This window comes from Stenotrophomonas sp. YJH_SMC_94-11 (assembly GCF_059370435.1).
Genome location: NZ_JCAFTR010000003.1, coordinates 195,677 through 216,902, shown reverse-complemented (window position 1 = coordinate 216,902; position 21,226 = coordinate 195,677). Strand labels below are relative to the sequence as shown.

Genomic DNA, 21,226 nt, shown 5'->3' with positions numbered 1-21,226 from the left:
CGGCCACGCATACCGGGTTCATCACAGAGGACACCCCCATCGCGCTGTTGCCCGCACTCATTGCCGCTCTTCTGCAGGTAACCACTGCCCCGGGCATCGACCCCGACCGGGAACGACCGTCGCCGTTCCCGGCCAGCGACAGCGCCGCCGACATTGCCGCCAAAGTCGCCGAGATGCAGGCCTTCTTTGACGTCAGCCAGCAGACGGCGCGCCAGGCGGTCGCCAATGCGCAGCAGCACGCGTTGATGGAACGCTTGAGGGCGCGCCACGCGGCACGCCTGGCCGGTATGTGGGTGGACAATGCGACGGGGTGGAACGTCGTCGTGCGATTGACTGGCCCAGCCTCTGAGGCGGATGAGACCCATCCAGGGGCGGACGGCCCGCAACGCGTGCGCTACATCATCGGCGCTTCAATGACCGAAGCGGAGATGCAGCGCCGTCTTCAGGCGCAGCAGGGCTGGTTCATCCCGCAGCTGCCCGGCCTGACCGGCTATGGCCTGGACGTCATGACCGGTGAACTGGAGCTGGAACTCCGGGATACCGCTGGCGCGCGCGCAACGGCGGCGACCGTGCGCGACCACCTGCAGGCGCTGCTGGGCTACCCGGTCAGGCTGCGCTGGTACCCAGCGGCATCGCACCTGCAATCTCCCTGACTGCGTAGAGACGCTCGCGATAGCCGACCGGGACCGGTACGATCACCGGCCTGCCTTCCGTTGCGGATCCAGTGCCCGTGCTGCGTATTGTCCTGCCCCTGCTGCTCGTCGCGTCCGCCCCGGCCGCTGCCTTGGACCTGCCGGCGCTGATCGAATGCCGCCAGGGCGTAGCCGATCACGCTGCACTGGCGCCGCTGCTGGCTGATCCGCTGAAGGCCGTCGCCCACGGCCTGCAGCCGCTGCCCCAGGGCAACCAGTTCATGAGCGAGTACCGACTGGCCCAGCCGATCAGCGTGTTCGGCGACCGCACCGAACGGGTCGCCGTGGCCGGCTCCAGCATCATGGCGATCCTCGACCAGGCTGACCCGCGGCCGTTGGCCAAACGCCTTGCGCTGGAGACCGGCTACGACCAGGACGGCAAGTTCATGGCCGGCCGCGAGCTGGTCAGCCGCGACGTGACCGACCCGAAGAGCGGCGAGGCCCAGATCGAGTCGATCATCCTCAGCGTCTCCACCGTGGCCTCCCATCCGGGCAAGACCCTGGCCGGCTGTACCTACAGCCTGGACCTGCCTGAAGAAGAAGCCCCTGCCCGGCCTGAACTGGCCCCGCCGCCGATCACCGGACCGGGCAGCGACGGTCACTGACAGGCCGCCACATCCTGCTAGACTTGGGCCAACGCCCGGCCTGCCGGGTGCCTTTTTTCCAGAGATGTCAGAAGACGACAGTAGTAGCTCCCCTGCGGAGCACAGTGAAAAGAAGCGCGGTTGGCTTGAACGCCTGACCTCGGCCTTCTCCGGCGAACCCCACACCCGCGACGAGCTGGTCGCTGTCCTGCACACCGCGCAGGAAGAGGGTCTGATCGCCGCCGATACCCTGAAGATGATGGAAGGCGCCATTTCGGTGGCCGAGCTGACCGTGGGCGACGTGATGATCTCGCGCTCGCAGATGGTCTCGCTGCCGGTCGAAGCGCCCTTCCTGGAACTGATGAAGCAGGTGGTCGAATCGGGCCATTCGCGCTTCCCGGTGCACGGCGAGAACAAGGACGACATCCTTGGCATCCTGCTGGCCAAGGACCTGCTGCGCGGCGTGGTCGCCGACAACGGCCCGGCCAACGTGCGCGAGCTGCTGCGCCCGGCGGTGCTGATCCCGGAGGCGAAGAAGCTGAACGTGCTTCTGAAGGAGTTCCGCCTGTCGCGCAACCACATGGCCATCGTGGTCGACGAGTACGGCGGTGTTGCCGGTCTGGTCACCATCGAGGACGTGCTGGAGCAGATCGTCGGCGAGATCGACGACGAGCACGACGAGGCCGAGGATCCGTCCGCGCAGATCGCCATCCAGTCCGACGGCCAGTACGTGGTCGACGCGCTGACCCCGATCGGCGACTTCAACGAGCGCTTCGGCGCGACGTTCTCCGACGAGGACTACGACACCATCGGTGGCCTGGTCACCGAGGCCGTGGGCCACCTTCCGGAAGTCGGCGATGAGCTGGCACTGGACCGCTTCATGTTCCGCGTGGCCCGCGCCGATGCGCGCCGGGTTCAGGCCTTCCACGTGACCGTGCTGCCGCCGGACGCGCAGGACGACGCTTGAAACGCCGCGGCCTGATCCTCATGGTGTGGCTGGCACTGTGGGTGCTGGCCATGGCCCTGCCGCTGGCGGCCTTCGCGCAGCCGGCGGCAGCCGTGCCCGCACCGGCCACCGCCAACGCGGAGGCCCCGGCCCCGCGCATCGGCGTGGTGACCATGCAGCCGGGCACGGTTTTCTTCGAACGCTTCGGCCATGACGCCATCGTCGTGGTCGATCCGGCCAGTGGCGAAGCGACCTCATACAACTTCGGCTACTTCGATCCGTCCGAGGACGACTTCATCAGCCGCTTCGTGCGCGGCGACATGATGTATTACCTGGTGGCGCTGCCGCTGCAGCAGGACCTGTCGTACTACGACGAGACCGGCCGCGGTGCCAGCGTGCAGTGGCTGGACCTGCGCCCCGAACAGGCGCATTCCCTGGCCGCTGACCTGGCCGAGCGGGCCAAGCCGGAAAACGCGCGCTACCACTACGACTACTACACCGCCAACTGCGCCACGATGGTACGCGACACGGTGGACAAGGCACTGGGCGGTGGCCTGCAGTCGCAGTTGTCGGGGCGTTCGCGCGGCAACACCTACCGCAGCGAGTCGGTGCGCCTGGCCTCGCCCGCCCCGTGGATGTGGCTGGGCTTCGATGTCGGCCTGGGGCCGTTCGCCGACCAGCCGCTGTCGCGCTGGCAGGAAGCGTTCGTGCCGATGCGCCTGGCCGATGCGCTGCGCCAGGCACGCAACAGTGATGGCCGGCCGCTGGTGCAGTCCGAACAGGAACTGCTGCCGCACCGCATTGCTCCGGAGCCGAAGGAGTTCGCGCGCCGTTGGTGGCCGTGGCTGCTGCTTGGCCTGGTCGTGGCCGGCGGCGTGCTGGCGCTGCGCAACCGGCCGCGCCTGCTGGCCGGGCTGGCCCTGCCGTTCTGGCTGTTGTGCGCCGTCGCCGGCAGCCTGCTGGTGTTCCTGTGGGGCTTCAGCACCCACTACGCCGCCTGGGCCAACCGCAACCTGCTGCTGCTTTCGCCGCTGGCCGTGCTGCTGCTGCCCGGAGCAATCAGCCTGCTACGCCGGCGCGTGCCGGGGCGCATGTTCAGGATCGTGCTGTGGCTGCTGGCGGTACAGGCCGTGGCCGCGCTGGTGCTGCACTGGCTGAGCCTGCAGGCCCAGTACAACGTGCAGTGGATCGTACTGCTGTTGCCCGTGCACGCGGCACTGGCCTGGGTGTTGGGGCGCCGTCCTCACTTGTCCGAAACACGGCGCTGACGCACGATGGCGGGCATGTCATTGCCCGCCTCCGCTTCCGCCCCTGCTTCAGCCAACCCCGCCTGCGTCATCAACTGCGTCCACTATGATGACGAGGGCATACGCCACGACATCAGCCTGGACGCCATCAGCGATGTCATCGCCAGTGGCAATGGCTTCGTGTGGGTCGGCCTGTACGATCCCAACGACGATGTGCTGCTGAAACTGCAGGAAGAATTCTGCCTGCACGACCTGGCCATCGAGGATGCGCGCAACGCGCACCAGCGGCCCAAGGTCGAGACCTACGGCAATTCGATGTTCGTGGTGGTCACCACCGCGCAGATGGTCGACGAGCGCATCCAGTATGGCGAAACCCATGCCTTCCTCGGCCCGCGCTTCCTGGTGACGGTGCGCCACGGCGCCTCGCTGTCCTACGCGCCGGTACGTGCTCGGGTCGAGCGTGAGCCGCAGCTGCTGAAGATGGGCCCGTCGTACTGCCTGTACGCGGTGACCGACTTCGTGGTCGACAATTACCTGCCGATCGTGCACCGCTTCCGCGACACCCTGGACCTGCTGGAAAAGGACATCTTCGCCGAGAACTACAAGCGCAGCACCGTGGTGCGCCTGTACGAGCTCAAGCGCGAACTGAACAAGATGCGGATGGCGGTGGCGCCGCTGCAGGATGTGCTGGCCCAGCTGCGCCGTTACCAGGGCGAGCTGGTTCCGGACGAAGTGAAGCTGTACATCCGTGACGTGCACGACCACGCGGTACGCATCAGCGATGTGATCGACACCCTGCGCGAGATGCTGGGCACCGCGCTCAGCGTGAACCTGTCGCTGGTGACGCTGGCGCAGGGCGAGACGGTCAAGCGCCTCGGTGCGTGGGCCGCGCTGCTGGCGGCACCGACGCTGATCACCAGCTGGTACGGGATGAACTTCAGCCACATGCCGGAGCTGAGCCAACCGTGGGCCTACCCACTGATGATCGTTGGTGTGGGCGGCGTCTGCGTGGGCCTGTACCGGTTGTTCAAGCGTTCGGGCTGGCTGTAGCGCGTATCGACCCGCGGTCGATACCCACGAAACCGGGGACATATCGACCAACGGTCGATACCCACCAGACTGGTAGGCCACGACCGTTGGTCGTGGCGCATTGCATGATCCATCAAGCCACGTAAACGGTCTTGATGTTCATGAACTCATGGATGCCGTGGTCGGCCAGTTCCCGGCCAAAGCCAGACTGCTTGCTGCCGCCGAACGGCAGCCGCGCATCGCTTTTGACGATGGCATTGACGAAGGCCGCACCGCATTCCATGCGTTGCGCGAAGGCTTCGCCGCGCACCGGATCGCGCGTCCACACGCTGCCGCCCAGGCCGAAGCGCGTGTCGTTGGCCACGCGCAGTGCCTCGCTCTCATCAGCGACCCGGATCACCGCAGCCACCGGACCGAACAGTTCCTCGTCGTAGGCCGGCATGCCCGGGCCGACCTGGTCGAGCACCGTGGCCGGATAGCCGGCATGGGTGCCGGCAATCGGCTCGCCGCCTATCAGCACCCGCGCACCCTTGGCCACGCTGGCCTGTACCTGCTTGTGCAGTTCATCGCGCAGATCGGCACGGGCCATCGGCGCCAGCGTGGTGCCCCGCTCATCGGGGTCGCCGTACTGGCGCTCGGCCGCAGCTTCAACGAAGCGACGGGTGAATTCATCGGCTACCGCCTCGACCACGATGAACCGCTTGGCCGCGATGCAGGTCTGCCCGCTGTTGTCGAAGCGCGACTTCACCGCTGCCGCAACCGTCTTGTCGAGGTCGGCATCGTCGAGCACCACGAAGGCATCGCTGCCACCCAGCTCCATCACCGACTTCTTCAACTGGCTGCCGGCGTTGGAGGCGATCGAGCGCCCTGCCCGCTCGCTGCCGGTCAGCGTCACCGCCTTCACCCGTGCGTCGCGCAGCACGTCGGCGGCCTGGTCGTTGTCGATGTGCAGCACGTCGAACACGCCGTCCGGCAGGCCGCCATCACGGCACACCGCCAGGATCAGGTCGGCACACTGCGGCACGTTGCTGGCGTGCTTGAGCAGGGCCACGTTGCCGGCCATGAACGCCGGTGCGAGGAAGCGGAACACCTGCCAGATCGGGAAATTCCACGGCATCACCGCGAATACACAGCCGATCGGCTCGTAGCGCACGTAGCTGCGCTGGGCTTCGGTGTCGATCAACTGCGGCTTGAGGTAGTCGGCCGCGTGGTCGGCGTAGTACTCGCAGGCGGCAGCGCACTTGTCGACCTCGGCCAGCGCTTCGGCCTTGAGCTTGCCCATCTCGTGGGTCATCGCCTGCTGCAGGTCGTCGCGGCGCGTGCGCAGCTGCGCCGCGATCTGGCGCAGGATCACGCTGCGTTCCTGCAGCGAACGCTCGGCCCAGCCAGGGAACGCATCGGCGGCGGCCTGCAGGCGCTGCTCGATGTCGGCAGCGCCCATCAGTTCATGGCGGTAGGTCACCTGGCCGGTGGCCGGGTCGACGATCTCGACGGTCATGGGGGATCTCCATCTGGAAGACCCCCATTGTGCGCCGCCGGCCGTGAGCCGGGTGTTGCCGGCACAGTGGACGGATCGTGTACTCAGCCGTTGTCCTGCCGCGCCAGCTGCAGGTCGCGCTGGCGCCGCTTCTCGGCGCGGGCATTGATGTACCAGCCGATCACCGCGGCGATCGATACCGCCGACACCAGCAGCGTGGCCAGTGCATTGATCTTCGGGCTGATGCCCATGCGCACCGACGCGAACACCTTCATCGGCAGCGTGGTCGAGCCCGGCGTGGCGACGAAGCTGGCCACCACCACGTCATCCAGCGACAGGGTGAACGCCAGCAGCCAGCCCGCCACCAGCGCCGGCGCGATGATCGGCAGGGTGATGCGGGTGAACACGGTCAGCCGGCTGGCCCCGAGGTCCATCGCGGCTTCTTCCAGCGACAGGTCCATTTCCTGCAGGCGCGAAGACACCACCACGGTGACGAAGCACAGGGTGAAGGTGACGTGCGCGATCCAGATGGTGGCCAGGCCGCGCGCCGGGAAGCCCGGAATCGCGCCCATCGAGGCCAGCAGTGCCATCAGCGAGAAGCCCAGGATCACATCCGGCATCACCAGCGGCGCGGTGACCAGCGCACCGAACAGCGGCTTGCCACGGAAGCGCTTGAAGCGGGTCATCACCATCGCCGCCAGCGTGCCCAGCACGGTGGCGGTACAGGCGGTCCAGAACGCCACCACCAGGCTGGTCCACATCGCATCCATCAGCGCGCGGTCGGCGAACAGGTCGCTGTAGGCGCGGGTGGAGAACCCGGCCCAGACCATCGCCAGCCGCGAGCTGTTGAACGAATAGAACATCAACAGCAGGATCGGCAGGTACAGGAAGGCGAAGCCCAGCAGCAGCACGCCCAGCCCCAGGCCCTTGGCGGTACGCGGGCTCATGCCTGCTTCCCTTCCAGCAGGCGCTGCTGGGAACGGTTGAACAGCAGGATCGGCACCAGCAGCAACAGGATCATCGCCACCGCCATCGCCGACGCGCCCGGCCAGTTGCGGTTGTTGAAGAACTCGTTCCACAGCTGGCGGCCGACCATCAGCGTCTCCGAGCCCCCCAGCATTTCCGGAATCACGAATTCACCCACTGCCGGGATCATCACCAGCATGCAGCCGGCGATGATGCCGGCCTTCGACAGCGGCAGGGTGATGCGGAGGAAGGCCTGCCATGGCTTGGCACCCAGGTCGTAGGCCGCTTCCAGCAGGCGGTGGTCATGCTTGACCAGGTTGGCGTACAGCGGCAGCACCATGAACGGCAGGTAGCAGTAGACGATGCCGATGTAGGCCGCGGTCGGCGTATCGATCAACTGCAGTTTCGGCAGGCCCATCGACGTCATCAGCGCCTGCAGGCCGGTGAACTGCAGGAACTGGTCAAGCAGGCCGTTGCGGTCCAGGATCGCCTTCCACGCATACACGCGGATCAGGAACGAGGTCCACGACGGCAGCACCACCAGCATCATCGCCACGTTGCGTGCGGCCGGCGACAGGCGGGCGATGGCATAGGCCATCGGGTAGCCGATCAGCAGGGTCAGGAAGGTGGAGATGGCCGCGATCCTGATCGAGCTCAGGAAGGCCTGCGCATAGATCGAATCGCGGAACAGCGCCAGGTAATTCTCCAGGTTCAGCTTCAGCGAGAACCCGCCGTCCACGTACTGCAGCAGCCAGGTATACGGCGGCGAGCCGACCCGGCTGAGCGAGAAACTGATCATCAGCACGATCAGGAACGGCACTGCGAAGAACAGCAGCAGCCACAGGTACGGAATGCCGATCACCGTGGCACGCAGCCCCGGCAGCCAGCGCTTCAGGCCGGCGACGCTCATGAGGTGAGCACCACGCCGTCGTTGTCGCGCCAGTGCACCCACACCTCGTCGCCCCAGGTGAAGCCATCACTGGCCCAGCGCTGCGAGTTGGCGAAGTTGGCCAGCACCTTGGCGCCGCTGGGCAGGCGCACGTGATAGACCGAGTGGCTGCCGAAGTAGGCGATGTCCTCGATCACGCCCTGCGCCTTGTTGGTGTGCCCTTCCGGCTCGTCCTTGCCGATCATCACCTTCTCCGGGCGCAGCGCGAACGCGACCGGCTGCCCTTCATAGCAGGTGATGCCATGGGCAATGTAGATCGGCGCCGGGAACAGCGGCGAGCGCACGGTCACGTACTCGGGCAGGTCCTCGTCGATCACCCCGTCAAACAGGTTGACCGAACCAATGAACTCGGCGACGAAGCGGTTGGCCGGCTGCTCGTAGACCTCGTCCGGCTTGCCGACCTGCTGGATCCAGCCGGCATCCATCACCGCGATGCGGGTGGCCATGGTCATCGCTTCTTCCTGGTCGTGGGTGACCATCACGCAGGTCACGCCCGACGATTCGATGATGCTGACCAGTTCCAGCTGCATCTGCGAGCGCAGCTTCTTGTCCAGCGCGCCCATCGGTTCGTCCAGCAGCAGCAGCTTCGGCCCCTTGGCCAGCGACCGCGCCAGCGCCACGCGCTGCTGCTGGCCACCGGACAGCTGGTGCGGCTTGCGCTTGCCCAGGTGGCCCATCTGCACCAGGTCGAGCATCTCGCCGACGCGCTTGCTGATCGCGTCCTTGCCCAGGCCATCCTGCTTCAGGCCGAAGGCGATGTTCTGCTCGACCGTCATGTGCGGGAACAGGGCATAGGACTGGAACATCATGTTGACCGGCCGCTGGTACGGCGGCAGCGCGTCCAGGCGCTGGCCATCGACGGTGATGCTGCCCTTGGTGGGCGTCTCGAAGCCGCCCAGGCAGCGCAGCAGGGTCGATTTACCACTGCCGGAGCCACCGAGCAGGGCAAAGATCTCGCCCTTGCGCACGTCCAGGTTGACGTCGTCGACGGCGACGAATCCGTCGAATTCCTTGCGCAGATCACGAATGGAGAGATAGCCGGGCGCACCGGTCGTGTCGACGACGGCGGCTACCGGCTGGGCTTCAACGGGCATGGGGGCTCCGGGAGCGGGCGGTGGACAGCGGCGGCCATTCTAACGGCCGGGGGCCGAAGGGGATATGACGGCAGTGGGTGGAAGCGGCCGCTGGCGCGCCCAGGCCTCCCGAGGTGTGTCGGTTTCCCCCGCCATGGTGGCCTGTGCGCCGGAAGGCCCGGGCTCTCCTCGACGCCCGGACGGCCGTCCCGGCCAGATACCACGGGCGGCGGCCCGATCTGCAACATTTTTCAGAGCGGGATCCATTGAAAGCCCGGGACATTCCCCGCGCAATGCCCCGGATCTAGGCCTTGCATGGACCGACCCTGGTGATTTCCCCGGACAGCCCCTCCCCTTTCCCGCCCCGCCTGCCAGGCTGCCTGCCTGCACGGCTGCCGCTGGTCATCATCGGCGCCGGCCAGGCCGGGTTGTCGCTCAGCGCGCTCCTGCAGGAGGCCGGCGTCGAGCATCGCGTGCTGGAGGCCGAAACCGTGGGTGCCAGCTGGCGGCGACGCTGGGATTCGTTCCAGACCAACACCGCCAACGCGACCATGGCCCTGCATGGCCCTGCATGGCCATGCCTATGCCGGGGATGACCCGGAAGGGTTCATGGGGGCCCCGGAAGTGATCCGCAGGCTCCGCGACTATGCCGACGAGCGCTCGTTGCCGATCAGCGAAGGGTGCGTGGTCCATCGGGTCGGGCCCGGGTCCGGTGGTTATGCCATCGACAGCAGCCGGGGGCTGATCCATGCCCAGGCGGTGGTGGTTGCCACCGGTGAATACCGCCGGGCGCGGTTGCCCCGGGCCCCGTTCGCGCCCGCACCAGGCCTCACCGTGCTGCACTCCAGCGACTACCGCGGTCCCGGCCAGCTACCCGAGGGCGCGGTGCTGGTCATCGGCGGCGGCCAGTCCGGCGCGCAGATCGCCCAGGACCTGCGCGACGGTGGTCGCAGCGTGTACTGGTCATTGGCCGATCGTCATTCGCACACCCGTCGGCTGCGCGGCAAGGACTCGATGACCTGGTGGGACATGGCCGGGCGCATCCATCAACACGTAAGCCAATCGGCGGCCGTACTGGCAGGCGAGCCGGACGCGCTGCGCAAGGCCCGCACCGCGGAGTTCCCCCTGATTTCCGGCAAGGGAGGCGCCGGCCTGGGCAGTTCGATCAGCCTGCTGGCGATGCACCGTGCAGGCATCAGGTTGCTGGGCCGGTTGCAGGAATTCAATGGGAACACCGCCCGCTTCGCCGATGTCCGCCCGCAACTTCGCGCCGCGATCGAAGCGACGCGGGCCGAGTATGCCTATCTCGATTCGCTGGCCAGCGCGTACTACGCCACGCGGCCCGAACCGCGCACCGACGATGCCCGCTACATTCCCGAAGAGGTCTACTTGCACTGGGAGCCGGAACCGTCCCCGTGCGAGCTGGATCTGCCGTCCGCAGACATCCGCTCGGTGGTGCTGGCCACCGGTTTCGTCGCCGAGTGGCCCTGGCTCGATGTACGGGGCGCGCTGGATGCCCACGGCTATCCGCTGGGCGAGTTTGGCGTTTCCCCGCAACCGGGCTTGTTCTTCATCGGCATGCACAACCTGCAGCGGATGAGTTCGTCGTTCCTGTGCAACGGCGGCCGCGATGCACGCGACCTGCTGCCGGCCATCCTGAGGCACCTTGGCGAGGGCGGCGGTACCGATTCCGGCACGGTGAAGCAAGGCGGCCGCCGGGCAACGCCCGGCGGCGCCAGACCCGCTTAACGGCCGGTCTTCACCTCGGTCCACAGCCGGGTGTAGAGCTTGTCGGTCTCCGGCGTGTTGATCGAGTAGGTGAACATCTTCTCGGCCACGTCAGCCGGCGGATAGATCGTCGGGTCGGTGCGGATCGCCTCGTCCACCAGCGGTGTCGCGGCCGGGATCGGGTTGGCGTAGTGGATGAAGTTGGTGTTGGCCGCGGCGACCTTCGGTTCCAGCAGATAGTTGATGAACCTGTAAGCCGCTTCCGGGTGCTTGGCGTCCTTCGGGATCGCCAGCATGTCGAACCACTGCGGCGCACCTTCCTTCGGGATCGAATAAGCCACGTGCACGCCATTGCTGGCTTCCTCGGCGCGGTCGCGGGCCTGGATGATGTCACCCGACCAGCCGACCACCAGGCAGGTGCCGCCATTGGCCAGCGAACCGACGTACTGCGAGGAGTGGAAATTCTGCACGTACGGGCGGATCGACTTCAGCAGGTCGGCCGCCTTCTGCAGTTCGGCCGGGTCGCCGCTGTGCGGATCCAGGCCCAGGTAATGCAGCGCGATCGGGATCATGTCGGCCGGCGTGTCCAGGATGGTCACGCCGCAGTCCTTCATCTTGCTGATGTTCTCCGGCTTGAACACCAGGTCCCAGCTGTTGGCGATATCGGTGCTGCCGCCGAAGCGCTGCTTCAGCATGTCCACGTTGTAGCCGATGCCGGTGGTGCCGATCATGTACGGCACGCCGTACTGGTTGCCCGGATCCTGGGTGGCGATGCGCTTCATAACCGCCGGATCGAGGTTGGCCAGGTTCGGGATCTTGCTCTTGTCCAGCGGCAGGAACACGCCGGCCTGGATCTGGCGGCCGAAGAAGTTCAGGGTCGGCACCACCACGTCGTAGCCGCTGTTGCCGGCCAGCAGCTTGGTCTCGACCATCTCATCGCTGTCGAACACATCGTAGGTCACCTTGATGCCGCTCTCCTTCTCGAAGGTCGGAATGGTGTCCTCGGCGATGTAATCGCTGTAGTTGTAGACGTTCAGGACCTGGCTGTCCTGCGCGCCGCCGTTGCCACCGCCACAGGCGGCAAGCATGGCGGAGGCCAGGCCGAGCGTGAGGATACGCAGCTTCATCGGGTGCTCCAGAATGCGGGAAGGGGGGCCGGCGGGGCCGGCGACGGGTGCCAGCCTACCCCCCGGCGGCGGATTTTTCTATTCCAGATGCTCAGACGTTCAGCAGCAGGAACTCGCGCTCCCACGAGCTGATGACGCGGAAAAAGGTCTCGTATTCCTTGCGCTTGACCGAGATGTAGGCGCGGCAGAAACGCTCGCCCAGCAGGGCCTGGAGCTCGCTGCACTGCTCCAGCCCGTCCAGCGCCTCGCCCAGCGAGCGCGGCAGGTTGTAGCCCAGTTCCTTCGCGCTGCCGGTCACCGGCGCGTCCGGCGCCAGCCGCTCGCGGATGCCGAGCAGGCCGCAGGCCAGGGTGGCCGCCATTGCCAGGTACGGATTGGCGTCGGAACCAGCGAACCGGCTCTCCACGCGCATGTTTTCCGGTGTATCCAGCGGCACGCGCAGGCCGCAGGTACGGTTGTCGAAACCCCAGTGCACGTTGCTCGGCGAGACCTCGCCGAACACCAGGCGCCGGTAGGAATTCACGTTCGGCGCGAAGAACGCCATCGCCTGCGGCGCGTACTTCTGCAGACCGCCCAGGTAGTGGCCGAACACCGGGCTGAACTCACCCTCAGCATCGGTCTCGCCAGCGAACACATTGCTGCCATCGCTCACCCGCACCAGGCTCTGGTGGATGTGCATGGCACTACCGGGCTCGTTCTCCATGGGCTTGGCCAGGAACGTGGCGTACACCCCGTGGCGCATCGCCGCCTCGCGCATGGTGCGCTTGAACAGGAACACCTGGTCGGCCAGGTCCATCGCATCGGCATGGGTGAAGTTCACCTCCAGCTGTGCTGCGCCGGATTCGTGGATCAGCGTGTCCACGTCCAGCTTCATCGCATCGGCGTAGTCGTACATCAGGTCGAGGATCGGGTCGAACTCGTTGACCGCGTCGATCGAGTACGACTGCCGCGCGGTCTCCGGGCGCCCCGAGCGACCGGCCGGTGGCAGCAGCGGGAAGTCCGGGTCGGTGTTCTTCTGCACCAGGAAGAACTCCAGCTCCGGCGCCACCACCGGGCGCAGGCCCAGTTCCGCATAAGCCGCCAGTACGCGGCGCAGCACGTTGCGCGGCGCAAGCTCGTGCGGTTCGCCGTTCTTGGTGTAGCAATCGTGGATGACCTGCGCGGTGGCGTCGGCCGCCCACGGCACCATGCGCACCGTGTCCGGATCGGGCCGCAGCATCATGTCCGAGTCCGACGGCGAGGTCAGGTCGTAGTAATCGTCAGGGAACTCGCCGGTGACGGTGGTGGCGAAGATGCCTTCCGGCAGGCGCGTACCGTAGTCGTGCGAGAACTTGTCGGCAGGAATGATCTTGCCGCGCGCGTTGCCGGTGATGTCCGGCACCAGGCATTCCACCTCGGTGATGCGCCGCTCCTTCAGCCAGCGCAGCAGGCTGCTTTCCTGCGGTGCGGGGGGCGTGGCCGTCTTGCGCGGGCGCGTTCGGGAACTCATCGGGAATCCAGTCGGTTCTGTTGGTGCTGCCGGCAAGCTTGGCCGAACGCACGGAAAATAGCGTGATAGAACGGCGTCTGCGTGACACGCCACTCCGGATGCCACTGTACGCCGAGCACAAATCCATGGTGCAGGCTGCGCGCTGCCTCGACCAGTCCGTCATCGGCCATGGCCTCGACCTGCAGGCCCTGCGCGAGGCGGGCGATGCCCTGTCCGTGCACCGAATTGACCTGCGCGCGGCCACTGCCGTGCCACTGCGCCAGCCAGCCATCGGTGGCCAGGGTCACCGCATGGGCCGGCCCATACTGCACTTCCACCAGCGCCTGCGGGTCTTCGCGATGGTCGGCCAGGCCGGGCACCGCATGCACCTGCGGATGCAGGCTGCCACCCAGCGCGACGTTCAATTCCTGGAAACCGCGACAGATCGCCAGCACCGGCAGGTCCAGCGCCAGCGCTTCGTGCAGCAACGCAAAGGCATTGGCATCCCGGGCCGGATCATGCGGATTGCCTGGCCAACTGCGGCCACCCTCGTAGTGCTGCGGTTCGATATTGCTGACCGCGCCGGTCAACAGCAGGCCATCGAGCCCAAGCAGCCAGTCGCTGGCCGGCAACGGTGGCTGCAGGCTCGGCAACACCACCGGGGTCACCTCGGCCGCCTCGGCCAGCGCGCGCACGTACTTCTCGCCGGCCAACGCGAAACGGTGGTGGCCGAGCACGGTGCTGTCGGTGGGCAGGCCCACCCAGGGCAGGCGGCGCATGGGGACACTCCTTGGCGTGCCGACACGTTACCCGTCGCCTGGCAACGGCGGCAAGTCGCTGCCGTCACACCGCAGCTGCCGCGCATCGGCGAAACTACCGGGGTGAACGCTGATCGACCTGCCCTGCTCCGCCCTCCCGCACTGCACCCGCGAGGCCTGCAGTGAGCGCCGCGTTTCCGCCCAGCTGGTATGCCTCCAGCCTGCCCGAACCGCCCGCACTGCCCTCGTTGCAGGGGCAGGTGCAGGCCGACGTTGCGGTGCTGGGCGCCGGCTATACCGGCCTGACCGCCGCACTGGAACTGGCCGCGCGTGGCCAGCGCGTGGTGGTGCTGGACGCACAGCGGGTCGGCTGGGGCGCGTCCGGCCGCAATGGTGGCCAGGCGCTGGCCGGCTATGGCTGCGAGGTGGACGAACTGGAGCGTCAGCTCGGCCGTGACGATGCGCGCCACCTGTTCGACTGGTCGCGCGAAGCGGTACAGGCGATGCGCAGGCGCATCGATCGCCATGGTATCGACTGCCATTGGGTGGAGGGCCACGCCAGCGTCGCCATCCGCGAACGCCACGAGCGCGACCTGCACGCCAACTGCGAGCACCTTCAGCGCCACTACGACTACCCGATGCAGTGGTGGGACCGTGATGCCCTGCGCGCGCAGCTGGACAGCCCGCGCTACCGCGCCGCGATGTTCGATCCGCACAGCGCGCACTTGCACCCGCTGGCCTATGCGCGTGGCCTGGCCGATGCGGCGCGCGCGGCCGGCGTGGTGATCCACGAGAACTCCGCAGTGACCCGCGTGCAGCGCGGACCGCAGCCCACCCTGCATACCGCGCGGGGCAGCGTGCGCGCTGCGCACCTGGTGGTTGCCGGCAATGCCTGGCTGCAGGGCCTGCTGCCCGAGCTGGAACGCCGGATCATGCCGGTCGGCACCTATATCGGCGCCAGCGCGCCGCTCGGTGCCGAGCGCGCCCGCGCCCTGATCGGCAACAACATGGCCGTGGCCGACACCGCGTGGGCACTGGACTATTTCCGCCTCAGCCACGATCACCGGCTGCTGTTCGGCGGTCGCGCCAGTTACTCGGCGTTGCCCCCACCCGGCCTGCACGGGGTGATGCAGCGGCGCATGCACCAGGTGTTTCCACAACTGGCCGACGTGCCGCTGGAGCAGGTCTGGGGCGGTTACGTGGACATCACCCGCAACCGCGCCCCGCATTGGGGCCGGCTGGACGGCAACCTGTACTTCGCGCAGGGGTTCTCCGGCCATGGGGTGGCCGCCGCCGGGCTGGCCGGCGAAGTCATCGCCGCCGCGATTGCCGGCCAGAGCGAGCGCCTGGACGTGTTCCAGCGGCTGCGGCATGCGCCTTTCCCTGGCGGCCGGCTGCTGCGCACGCCGCTGCTGGTGGCGGCGATGTCGTGGTACAAGCTGCGGGATGCGTTGTGGTAGCGGGCCCCTCCCAGCCACATAATCGGCGCAGGAGCTGGGGAGCACGTGAATGCAGTGGTGGAAGGACGGCTTGCAGGTGAGGATACGGGTCAGCCCCGAGGGGCTGGCGCTGGCGCTGCTCTATGCCCTCGCCTGCTGGGGCGCACGCAAACTGTCACTGGACCAGTTCTTCCTGCCTGCTGGCGTCCGGGTGGCCGCCCTGTTGCTGTGCCCGCCCCGTCTTTGGCCCTACCTGCTGATCGGTGAATACGCCTACTTCGCGCATCTGCGCATCCCCCTGATCAGCAAGTACAACCTGACCTGGGTGATCCTCGCCTCAGTGTTCCTGATGCCTGCCGTGATGCTGATCGTGCGCCTGCACCGGAAACTGCTGGTGCGCACCACGATCGTGGGCGTGATTTCCATTGCGATATGCGCCGCATTGGTCATCAGCCTGCTCAACCTGGGAATTTCCTACCTGCTGTGGGAACCGTTGCATAACGCACCATTTGTCACCAACCTGCTGCGCTATGCATTGGGCGACTTCACCGGCATCCTGATCCTGGCACCGCTGGCACTGCTGTGGATCCGCCGCGCCGAGGAACAATGGACGGCCCGGTCTGTTGCGACCACGGTCGGAGCAGTCGGAGCCATGCTGGTCATCGGCCTGCAGGCGACACCCGTTCCCACTTTGATCGTGGCAGGAGGCTCGCTGCAGTTGCTGCTGATCCTGCCCATTCCCGCGATCGCCCTGACCTGCCTGCTGGGGTGGCGTGGAGCAGCCATTGGTGTTGCCGCCGTGAACATGATCCTGGGCCTGAGCACCCCTTCGGACCACCCGGCGTCATTCGATCAGGCGACCTTCGCCACCCAGCAGGCCATGGCCATCGCCAGCGTCGCACTGCTGCTGCTGGGCGCGCGCATCACCCACTTCCAGAGCCAGCACCGGTTGCGCGAGGAAGATGGCCGGGCGGCCCTGCAGCTTGCGCGGAATTCACACCTGGCCAGCGAGATGGACCTGCGTGAACGGGCGGCGCATCTGCGCCAGCTGGGCGATGGCATGGATCTGTCTCTGAACGAGATGGTGAACTGGCTGCACGCCCAGGGTCATCACGCCGTGGCCGACAGCCTGCGGCATACCTCGGAGGTGCATTCGCGCCTGTTCAGGGCCCAGGCCAGCATGATCTATCCCGCCGCCCTGGAACGACTGGGCCTGTATGTGGCACTGCAGGCAGGTGGAGTACGCGAAGCTTGGGACGCCACACATCGGATCGGGCGACCTAGGTTGATGGGTGATCCCTGCTCGCTCGGCGTCGGCCTGCAGCTTGCGGCCTATCGACTCGTGGTTGACGCGGTATCACTGCTTCTGAAATGCGAATCCGGACAGATTTCCGTCAGTATCCGCTGCGGAAAGTTCATCCAGAAGCCCGGCGTATTCATCTGCATTGCCCTCGTGGGCCGAAACGAATCATTGGGAACACGGACCTCGGAACAAGCAAACGAGCATTTGCTGGGCCGAATCCTGGTGCATGGTGGCCACATGGACATCACGGGCAACAGGCTCAGGATCGTGTTGACGGAAGCACAGGGAGATTCCCGCCAGGCGGAGGCCAACCAAGCCCTGGGGGGAAGTACGCGCTCCATCGATCCAGGCGCCCCACGGACCGCGACCTGACTCCCCAAGGAAACGAGATGCAGATCACTACTCGAAAGTGATCTTTGTTGGGCGCCCCTCGCTTTCCCCGCCAGGACTGCGCGCCACCGTGTGATTGCGCCCCCGTGCTTCTATCGATACTGTCACTCAATGGCGAGTTCAAGCAAGCAATGGGGCCGCCGCCATGTCACGAGCAATGGAGGCTTGGGTTGAACTGGTGGAAAAGGGGAATTGAGCTGACGTTCCGCGTACGGCCCTTGGGGCTGGCGATTGCCGCGATGTACGCGATCACCTGTTGGGCCGCCTGGCGGGTCTCTTTGGACCAGTTTTACCTGCCCGCCGGCATTCGTGTAGCGGCTTTGCTTGTGTGTCCACCTCGCCTCTGGCCCTACCTGCTTATTGGCGAATACGCGTTCTTCGCACAACTGCGCTACCCGCTGATAGATGAGTATGGACTTGCGTGGGTAATCCTGGGTTCGGCGTTCCTGCTGCCAGCCGTCGCGCTGGTTGTGTACGCGCATCGAAAATTCATGACTGCAAAGGCAGATGGATGGCTGCTTTCAGTCGCAGTTTCAGCCGCCATGATTGCCACCGCCTTGAAGCTTGGGCTGTCTCACCTGCTTTCAGAGAACCCTTCAAGCGTGCCGATTGCGACAAGGGCTGTGCGCTTCGCCCTCGGTGACTACATTGCCATTCTGACCGTCGCACCGCTCGCAGTTCTCTGGAGCAGACGCCACGCAATGTACGAATGGAGGCTCTGGCGCTCCCCTCCCACACTCGCTGCTCTTGCAGTGATGCTGGGGCTCGGCCTGGTTACCGCAATGGCCCCCGGCTTGTCGGATGCGAGCAAAACAAGCCTGCAGTTGACCATGGCACTGCCCGTGATCGTGTTGACATGCATTCATGGCTGGCAGGGAGCGGCCATTGGTGTTCCCCTGTTGAACATTCTCATTGCGGTGGTCACTCCCACATCCGGTCTCCTTGGCTCATACGATGAGCGAACGTTCACAACGCAGCAGCTGATTGCCATTGCAGGAACGGGGTTGCTGGCCCTCGGTTCCCGGATCACCCGGCACTATCATCAGCGGGGACGTAGAGACGCAGACGGACACCAGATCGCTCGGCTATCAAGGTCGGCTCATATGGCGAGCGAAATGGATCTGCGGGAGCGCGCCCTGGATCTCAGGAGAATTGCGGATGGCATTGAAGTTTCCTTGAACAGGACAGTCGACTTGTTGAAGACACACGGCCATCACTCGCCGGCGCTGGATCTGCTTCTTACGTCCACCGCGCATTCCCGCCAGTTCCGCGAATTGACCAGCATGGTGTATCCGACCGAAGTCGAGCACGTCGGGCTCTATCTGGCCCTGCAGGTCAGCGGCATTCGCGAAAGCTGGGATCAGACCCACAGGGTCACCTCTCCCATCCTGACCGGGGATCCCTGCAGATTGAGCATTGCCTTGCAACTGGCGGCCTACCGCACGCTCACCGAGGCCGTTTCATTGCTGCTCAAACAGGAACAAGGACAGATCCAGATACATGCGCGTTGTGGGCGACTGAAGGGGCAACAAGGAATTCTGCTCAGAATTGCTCTACTGGACCGTGATCGCGAGCTGCTCGTCGACACCACACGGTTGGCTATTGAACGCCTGAGTTCGCGTGCACAAGCCTATGGGGGAAAAGTGCACTGCGAACGGAACCGCGTGCGTGTGCTGCTTCTGGAAACAGCGACCAGCAACGCGCAAAGCAGCATGCAGGCTGCCTGGACAAGCCGAGTGGACATCGCCTGACTGTCGCCAGCCACCAGAACACAAGGCCGGGACGATCAGATCATCGCAGGAGCCGGCTCCCCGGCTCCTGCTTCGTCGATGTGCCCCGTCGTGGCGCCCACGAAGAGTGTCCTCAGCCTGCAGCATCCACGGGTTCGACGACCCATACAGCGCTCGCGCCTTCTCCATAGACAACCAACGAGAACTGGGCGCTCTGGAACACCACGCGTCGGACACTCTTTTCGGGCAGGCGCAGTCGATGCGAAGGCAAAGATACCTTTGCAGCGCTATTGCCCGCTGGAAGCGTCCAGAACGTCGCATCGACATTTCCCACGATAAGGACGACCTGTCCCGAGAGATCGTTCACCTGGTAGTAGCTGATCCCATCACGTTCAAATCCATAAACAAGCCAGTTCGGGTTCGAACTCAGATTCGTGGCTGGCGGCAGAGCCTCCCCCAGACCGCTCTGAGCCATATGGATTCCGTTGTCGCCACTCGGGCAACACGCCGAAGCGCTGAAAGCGGACATGGAAAGCAGGACAGCGGCAGGTAGCAACACTCGCAATTCAGAAAATCTCACGCTCACCCCCATGGATGGTTGGAAAGACAACTCCAGGCAATTCCGTTTCGCCACCCGGCGACTGGATGGCTCTCGACCTCGCTTGAAGGGATCCTTCGTTCGGCGCAGTCGTGCCCAAGACACCAGTAAGGATGGCGCAACCCAGCATAACCACGCTGCACTGCAAGCGCCATGAAGGGAATTGCTTCCAGACCTGACCGTGTCTCCCAGCGATGCCCGGTACCCCCGCCAGGACCGTGCAGGGCAGATCTGTCCGCAACCAAAGGCGCCGCTAAAGTTACACCCGAAACCGCCGCTATCCGTGCCGAGCCCCTCCCTCGTGAGCCACCGCATCATGCCCGTGCTGCCGCAGGCCGCCGTCGATGGCGACCTGGCCGATCCGCTGCCGCAGCGGATCCTGCTGGTCGAAAACTCCCGTGCGTTCACCGGCATGCTGCGCGAAGCCATCGAGCAGCGCCTGGAACTGCCGGTGGTGATCGCCTCCACCCTGGCCGAGGCCGACCGGCTGCTCAGCGAAGGCGGGGGCTGGTTCCTGGTGCTGACCGGACTGGTGCTGGCCGACGGCGACCGCGATGCGGTGGTCGAGTTCTTCCTCAAGCGCGACCTGCCGACGGTGGTGGTCAGCGGCGTTTACGACGAGGACCTGCGCAAGCGCGTACTACAGCAGCAGATCATCGACTACGTGCTGAAGAACACCCCGGGCAGCATCGACTACCTGGTGTGGCTGGTGCAGCGGCTGGAACGCAACCGACGCATCGCCGCGCTGGTGGTGGACGATTCGCCGTCCGCGCGTGGCTATGCCGCCGCCCTGCTGCGCATGTATGGGCATGAGGTGCACGAAGCCGCCGACGGCAACGAGGGCCTGGCTGCAATCGAGGCGCATCCGGCGATCCGCCTGGCGGTGGTCGACCAGGAAATGCCCGGCATGCAGGGCGTGGAATTCACCCGTCGCCTGCGCACCCTGCGCTCGCGCGACAAGGTGGCGGTGATCGGCATCTCCGGCAATACCGACGCCTCATTGATCCCGCGCTTCCTGAAGAACGGCGCCAACGATTTCCTGCGCAAGCCGTTCTCGCGCGAGGAGTTCTTCTGCCGCGTCTCGCAGAACGTGGACCAGCTGGAGCTGATCGGCACCCTGCAGGACCTGGCCACCCGCGATTTCCTCACCGGCCTGCCCAACCGACGCTTCTTCCTGGAGCAGAGCCAGCGTCAGCTGCCGCAGCTGCAGCTGCACGGCCAATGCGTGGCGGTGGCGATGATCGACATCGACCACTTCAAGCACATCAACGACACCCATGGCCACGAAGCGGGCGACGACGCGCTGCGCGCGGTGGCCGGCGCGGTGACCGCGCATGCACGCAGCCACGACCTGATCGCGCGCTTCGGCGGCGAGGAGTTCTGCCTGCTGGTGCCAGACATGGAACAGGACGAGGCGCTGCTGTACTTCGAGGAGCTGCGCCAGCGCATCGCCGCACTGGAGGTGGACATCGGCACCGCTACCCTGCGCATGACGGTCAGCATCGGCCTGTGCTGCCTGCGCCCGCAGCGCGATGCGCTGCACCGGCTGATCTCCGAGGCCGACCGCCAGCTGTACCTGGCCAAGGCCGGTGGCCGCAACCGGGTCAGCTGCACCACGGTGGCCAGCCCGCTGCGTCCACGCGAGCCTGCGCTGACCTGACCGGCTCGCTTTGATCCAGATCAACGCCGTTCCCGCACGACAGCTCTACAGTCGGCCCCGAC

General features: G+C 66.0%; 19 protein-coding genes. 11 read left to right on the top strand and 8 right to left on the bottom strand.

Annotation, left to right across the window (positions count from 1 at the left end):
• The first annotated feature begins 47 nt into the window (after positions 1-47).
• From AC5P74_RS07720 to AC5P74_RS07700, 5 genes are all read left to right on the top strand, one after another.
• Complete coding sequence (locus tag AC5P74_RS07720; protein ID WP_495204871.1) at positions 48-653, top strand: hypothetical protein; 606 nt, start codon at positions 48-50, stop codon at positions 651-653.
• A 77-nt stretch (positions 654-730) separates the two neighbouring features.
• Positions 731-1,297: a hypothetical protein gene (locus AC5P74_RS07715; protein ID WP_005415933.1), complete on the top strand. Its 567-nt coding sequence runs from the start codon at positions 731-733 to the stop codon at positions 1,295-1,297.
• A gap of 64 nt (positions 1,298-1,361) precedes the next feature.
• Entirely contained in the window at positions 1,362-2,243 is an 882-nt protein-coding gene (locus AC5P74_RS07710; protein WP_005408827.1) for a CorC family transporter, read from the top strand.
• The gene (locus tag AC5P74_RS07705) at positions 2,240-3,490 is read left to right on the top strand and encodes a lipoprotein N-acyltransferase Lnb domain-containing protein (protein ID WP_495204870.1); all 1,251 of its coding nucleotides are present in this window, start codon (positions 2,240-2,242) and stop codon (positions 3,488-3,490) included. The genes AC5P74_RS07710 and AC5P74_RS07705 overlap by 4 nt, the downstream gene beginning before the upstream one ends.
• A 6-nt stretch (positions 3,491-3,496) precedes the next feature.
• Positions 3,497-4,519 (top strand): magnesium and cobalt transport protein CorA, encoded by a 1,023-nt coding sequence (locus AC5P74_RS07700; RefSeq protein WP_065186100.1) that lies wholly within the window; start codon positions 3,497-3,499, stop codon positions 4,517-4,519.
• 112 nt (positions 4,520-4,631) lie between these two features.
• Here AC5P74_RS07700 and AC5P74_RS07695 read toward each other — a convergent pair whose 3' ends face one another.
• The 4 genes from AC5P74_RS07695 to AC5P74_RS07680 all read right to left on the bottom strand — a co-directional run bounded on the left by AC5P74_RS07695 (position 4,632) and on the right by AC5P74_RS07680 (position 8,984).
• On the bottom strand, positions 4,632-5,996 hold the full coding sequence (locus AC5P74_RS07695; RefSeq protein ID WP_053498653.1) for an NAD-dependent succinate-semialdehyde dehydrogenase: 1,365 nt from the start codon (positions 5,994-5,996) through the stop codon (positions 4,632-4,634).
• Positions 5,997-6,079: 83 nt separating this feature from the next.
• Positions 6,080-6,922, bottom strand: a complete 843-nt coding sequence (locus AC5P74_RS07690; RefSeq protein WP_005415928.1) for an ABC transporter permease subunit — start codon at positions 6,920-6,922, stop codon at positions 6,080-6,082.
• A complete protein-coding gene (locus tag AC5P74_RS07685) occupies positions 6,919-7,851 on the bottom strand; it encodes an ABC transporter permease subunit (RefSeq protein ID WP_005415927.1) in 933 nt (310 codons plus the stop codon). Before AC5P74_RS07685 ends, AC5P74_RS07690 begins: the two co-directional genes overlap by 4 nt.
• Entirely contained in the window at positions 7,848-8,984 is a 1,137-nt protein-coding gene (locus AC5P74_RS07680; protein WP_005415926.1) for an ABC transporter ATP-binding protein, read from the bottom strand. The genes AC5P74_RS07685 and AC5P74_RS07680 overlap by 4 nt, the downstream gene beginning before the upstream one ends.
• Before the next feature lie 290 nt (positions 8,985-9,274).
• Here AC5P74_RS07680 and AC5P74_RS07675 point away from each other — a divergent pair, with 290 nt between their 5' ends.
• Both AC5P74_RS07675 and AC5P74_RS07670 read left to right on the top strand, forming a co-directional pair.
• The gene (locus AC5P74_RS07675) at positions 9,275-9,559 is read left to right on the top strand and encodes an FAD-dependent monooxygenase (RefSeq protein WP_495222481.1); all 285 of its coding nucleotides are present in this window, start codon (positions 9,275-9,277) and stop codon (positions 9,557-9,559) included.
• Positions 9,560-9,572: 13 nt separating this feature from the next.
• Positions 9,573-10,712: an NAD(P)-binding domain-containing protein gene (locus AC5P74_RS07670; RefSeq protein WP_495222480.1), complete on the top strand. Its 1,140-nt coding sequence runs from the start codon at positions 9,573-9,575 to the stop codon at positions 10,710-10,712.
• Here the strand turns inward: AC5P74_RS07670 and AC5P74_RS07665 are convergent.
• The 3 genes from AC5P74_RS07665 to AC5P74_RS07655 all read right to left on the bottom strand — a co-directional run bounded on the left by AC5P74_RS07665 (position 10,709) and on the right by AC5P74_RS07655 (position 14,065).
• On the bottom strand, positions 10,709-11,818 hold the full coding sequence (locus AC5P74_RS07665; protein ID WP_005415924.1) for a polyamine ABC transporter substrate-binding protein: 1,110 nt from the start codon (positions 11,816-11,818) through the stop codon (positions 10,709-10,711). The genes AC5P74_RS07670 and AC5P74_RS07665 overlap by 4 nt on opposite strands.
• Before the next feature lie 91 nt (positions 11,819-11,909).
• Positions 11,910-13,307, bottom strand: coding sequence for a glutamine synthetase family protein (locus tag AC5P74_RS07660; protein WP_088025507.1), 1,398 nt, complete (start codon positions 13,305-13,307; stop codon positions 11,910-11,912).
• The gene (locus tag AC5P74_RS07655) at positions 13,304-14,065 is read right to left on the bottom strand and encodes a gamma-glutamyl-gamma-aminobutyrate hydrolase family protein (RefSeq protein ID WP_346607610.1); all 762 of its coding nucleotides are present in this window, start codon (positions 14,063-14,065) and stop codon (positions 13,304-13,306) included. The genes AC5P74_RS07660 and AC5P74_RS07655 overlap by 4 nt, the downstream gene beginning before the upstream one ends.
• A 200-nt stretch (positions 14,066-14,265) precedes the next feature.
• On the opposite strand from AC5P74_RS07655, the gene AC5P74_RS07650 reads away from it, so the two are divergent.
• The 3 genes from AC5P74_RS07650 (at position 14,266) to AC5P74_RS07640 (ending at position 18,927) form a co-directional block, all read left to right on the top strand.
• Positions 14,266-15,504, top strand: a complete 1,239-nt coding sequence (locus tag AC5P74_RS07650) for an NAD(P)/FAD-dependent oxidoreductase (RefSeq protein ID WP_194442127.1) — start codon at positions 14,266-14,268, stop codon at positions 15,502-15,504.
• 49 nt (positions 15,505-15,553) lie between these two features.
• Positions 15,554-17,158: an MASE1 domain-containing protein gene (locus AC5P74_RS07645; protein ID WP_495204869.1), complete on the top strand. Its 1,605-nt coding sequence runs from the start codon at positions 15,554-15,556 to the stop codon at positions 17,156-17,158.
• Between the two features lie 188 nt (positions 17,159-17,346).
• Entirely contained in the window at positions 17,347-18,927 is a 1,581-nt protein-coding gene (locus AC5P74_RS07640) for an MASE1 domain-containing protein (protein ID WP_242015113.1), read from the top strand.
• Positions 18,928-19,039: 112 nt separating this feature from the next.
• On the opposite strand, the gene AC5P74_RS07635 is transcribed toward AC5P74_RS07640, so the two are convergent.
• A complete protein-coding gene (locus AC5P74_RS07635) occupies positions 19,040-19,435 on the bottom strand; it encodes a hypothetical protein (RefSeq protein ID WP_242015116.1) in 396 nt (131 codons plus the stop codon).
• A 385-nt stretch (positions 19,436-19,820) separates the two neighbouring features.
• On the opposite strand from AC5P74_RS07635, the gene AC5P74_RS07630 reads away from it, so the two are divergent.
• Positions 19,821-21,164, top strand: coding sequence for a diguanylate cyclase (locus AC5P74_RS07630; protein WP_049416322.1), 1,344 nt, complete (start codon positions 19,821-19,823; stop codon positions 21,162-21,164).
• The last annotated feature ends 62 nt before the right edge of the window (positions 21,165-21,226 follow it).

What these genes read in the sequence shown, in the direction of transcription:
- AC5P74_RS07710 (WP_005408827.1), top strand. Translation starts at nt 1,362, where the DNA reads ATGTCAGAAGACGACAGTAGTAGCTCCCCTGCGGAGCACAGTGAAAAG.
- AC5P74_RS07660 (WP_088025507.1), bottom strand. Translation starts at nt 13,307, where the DNA reads ATGAGTTCCCGAACGCGCCCGCGCAAGACGGCCACGCCCCCCGCACCG.
- AC5P74_RS07695 (WP_053498653.1), bottom strand. Translation starts at nt 5,996, where the DNA reads ATGACCGTCGAGATCGTCGACCCGGCCACCGGCCAGGTGACCTACCGC.
- AC5P74_RS07685 (WP_005415927.1), bottom strand. Translation starts at nt 7,851, where the DNA reads ATGAGCGTCGCCGGCCTGAAGCGCTGGCTGCCGGGGCTGCGTGCCACG.
- AC5P74_RS07630 (WP_049416322.1), top strand. Translation starts at nt 19,821, where the DNA reads ATGCCCGTGCTGCCGCAGGCCGCCGTCGATGGCGACCTGGCCGATCCG.
- AC5P74_RS07670 (WP_495222480.1), top strand. Translation starts at nt 9,573, where the DNA reads ATGGGGGCCCCGGAAGTGATCCGCAGGCTCCGCGACTATGCCGACGAG.
- AC5P74_RS07665 (WP_005415924.1), bottom strand. Translation starts at nt 11,818, where the DNA reads ATGAAGCTGCGTATCCTCACGCTCGGCCTGGCCTCCGCCATGCTTGCC.
- AC5P74_RS07645 (WP_495204869.1), top strand. Translation starts at nt 15,554, where the DNA reads ATGCAGTGGTGGAAGGACGGCTTGCAGGTGAGGATACGGGTCAGCCCC.
- AC5P74_RS07655 (WP_346607610.1), bottom strand. Translation starts at nt 14,065, where the DNA reads ATGCGCCGCCTGCCCTGGGTGGGCCTGCCCACCGACAGCACCGTGCTC.
- AC5P74_RS07690 (WP_005415928.1), bottom strand. Translation starts at nt 6,922, where the DNA reads ATGAGCCCGCGTACCGCCAAGGGCCTGGGGCTGGGCGTGCTGCTGCTG.
- AC5P74_RS07680 (WP_005415926.1), bottom strand. Translation starts at nt 8,984, where the DNA reads ATGCCCGTTGAAGCCCAGCCGGTAGCCGCCGTCGTCGACACGACCGGT.
- AC5P74_RS07635 (WP_242015116.1), bottom strand. Translation starts at nt 19,435, where the DNA reads ATGTCCGCTTTCAGCGCTTCGGCGTGTTGCCCGAGTGGCGACAACGGA.
- AC5P74_RS07700 (WP_065186100.1), top strand. Translation starts at nt 3,497, where the DNA reads ATGGCGGGCATGTCATTGCCCGCCTCCGCTTCCGCCCCTGCTTCAGCC.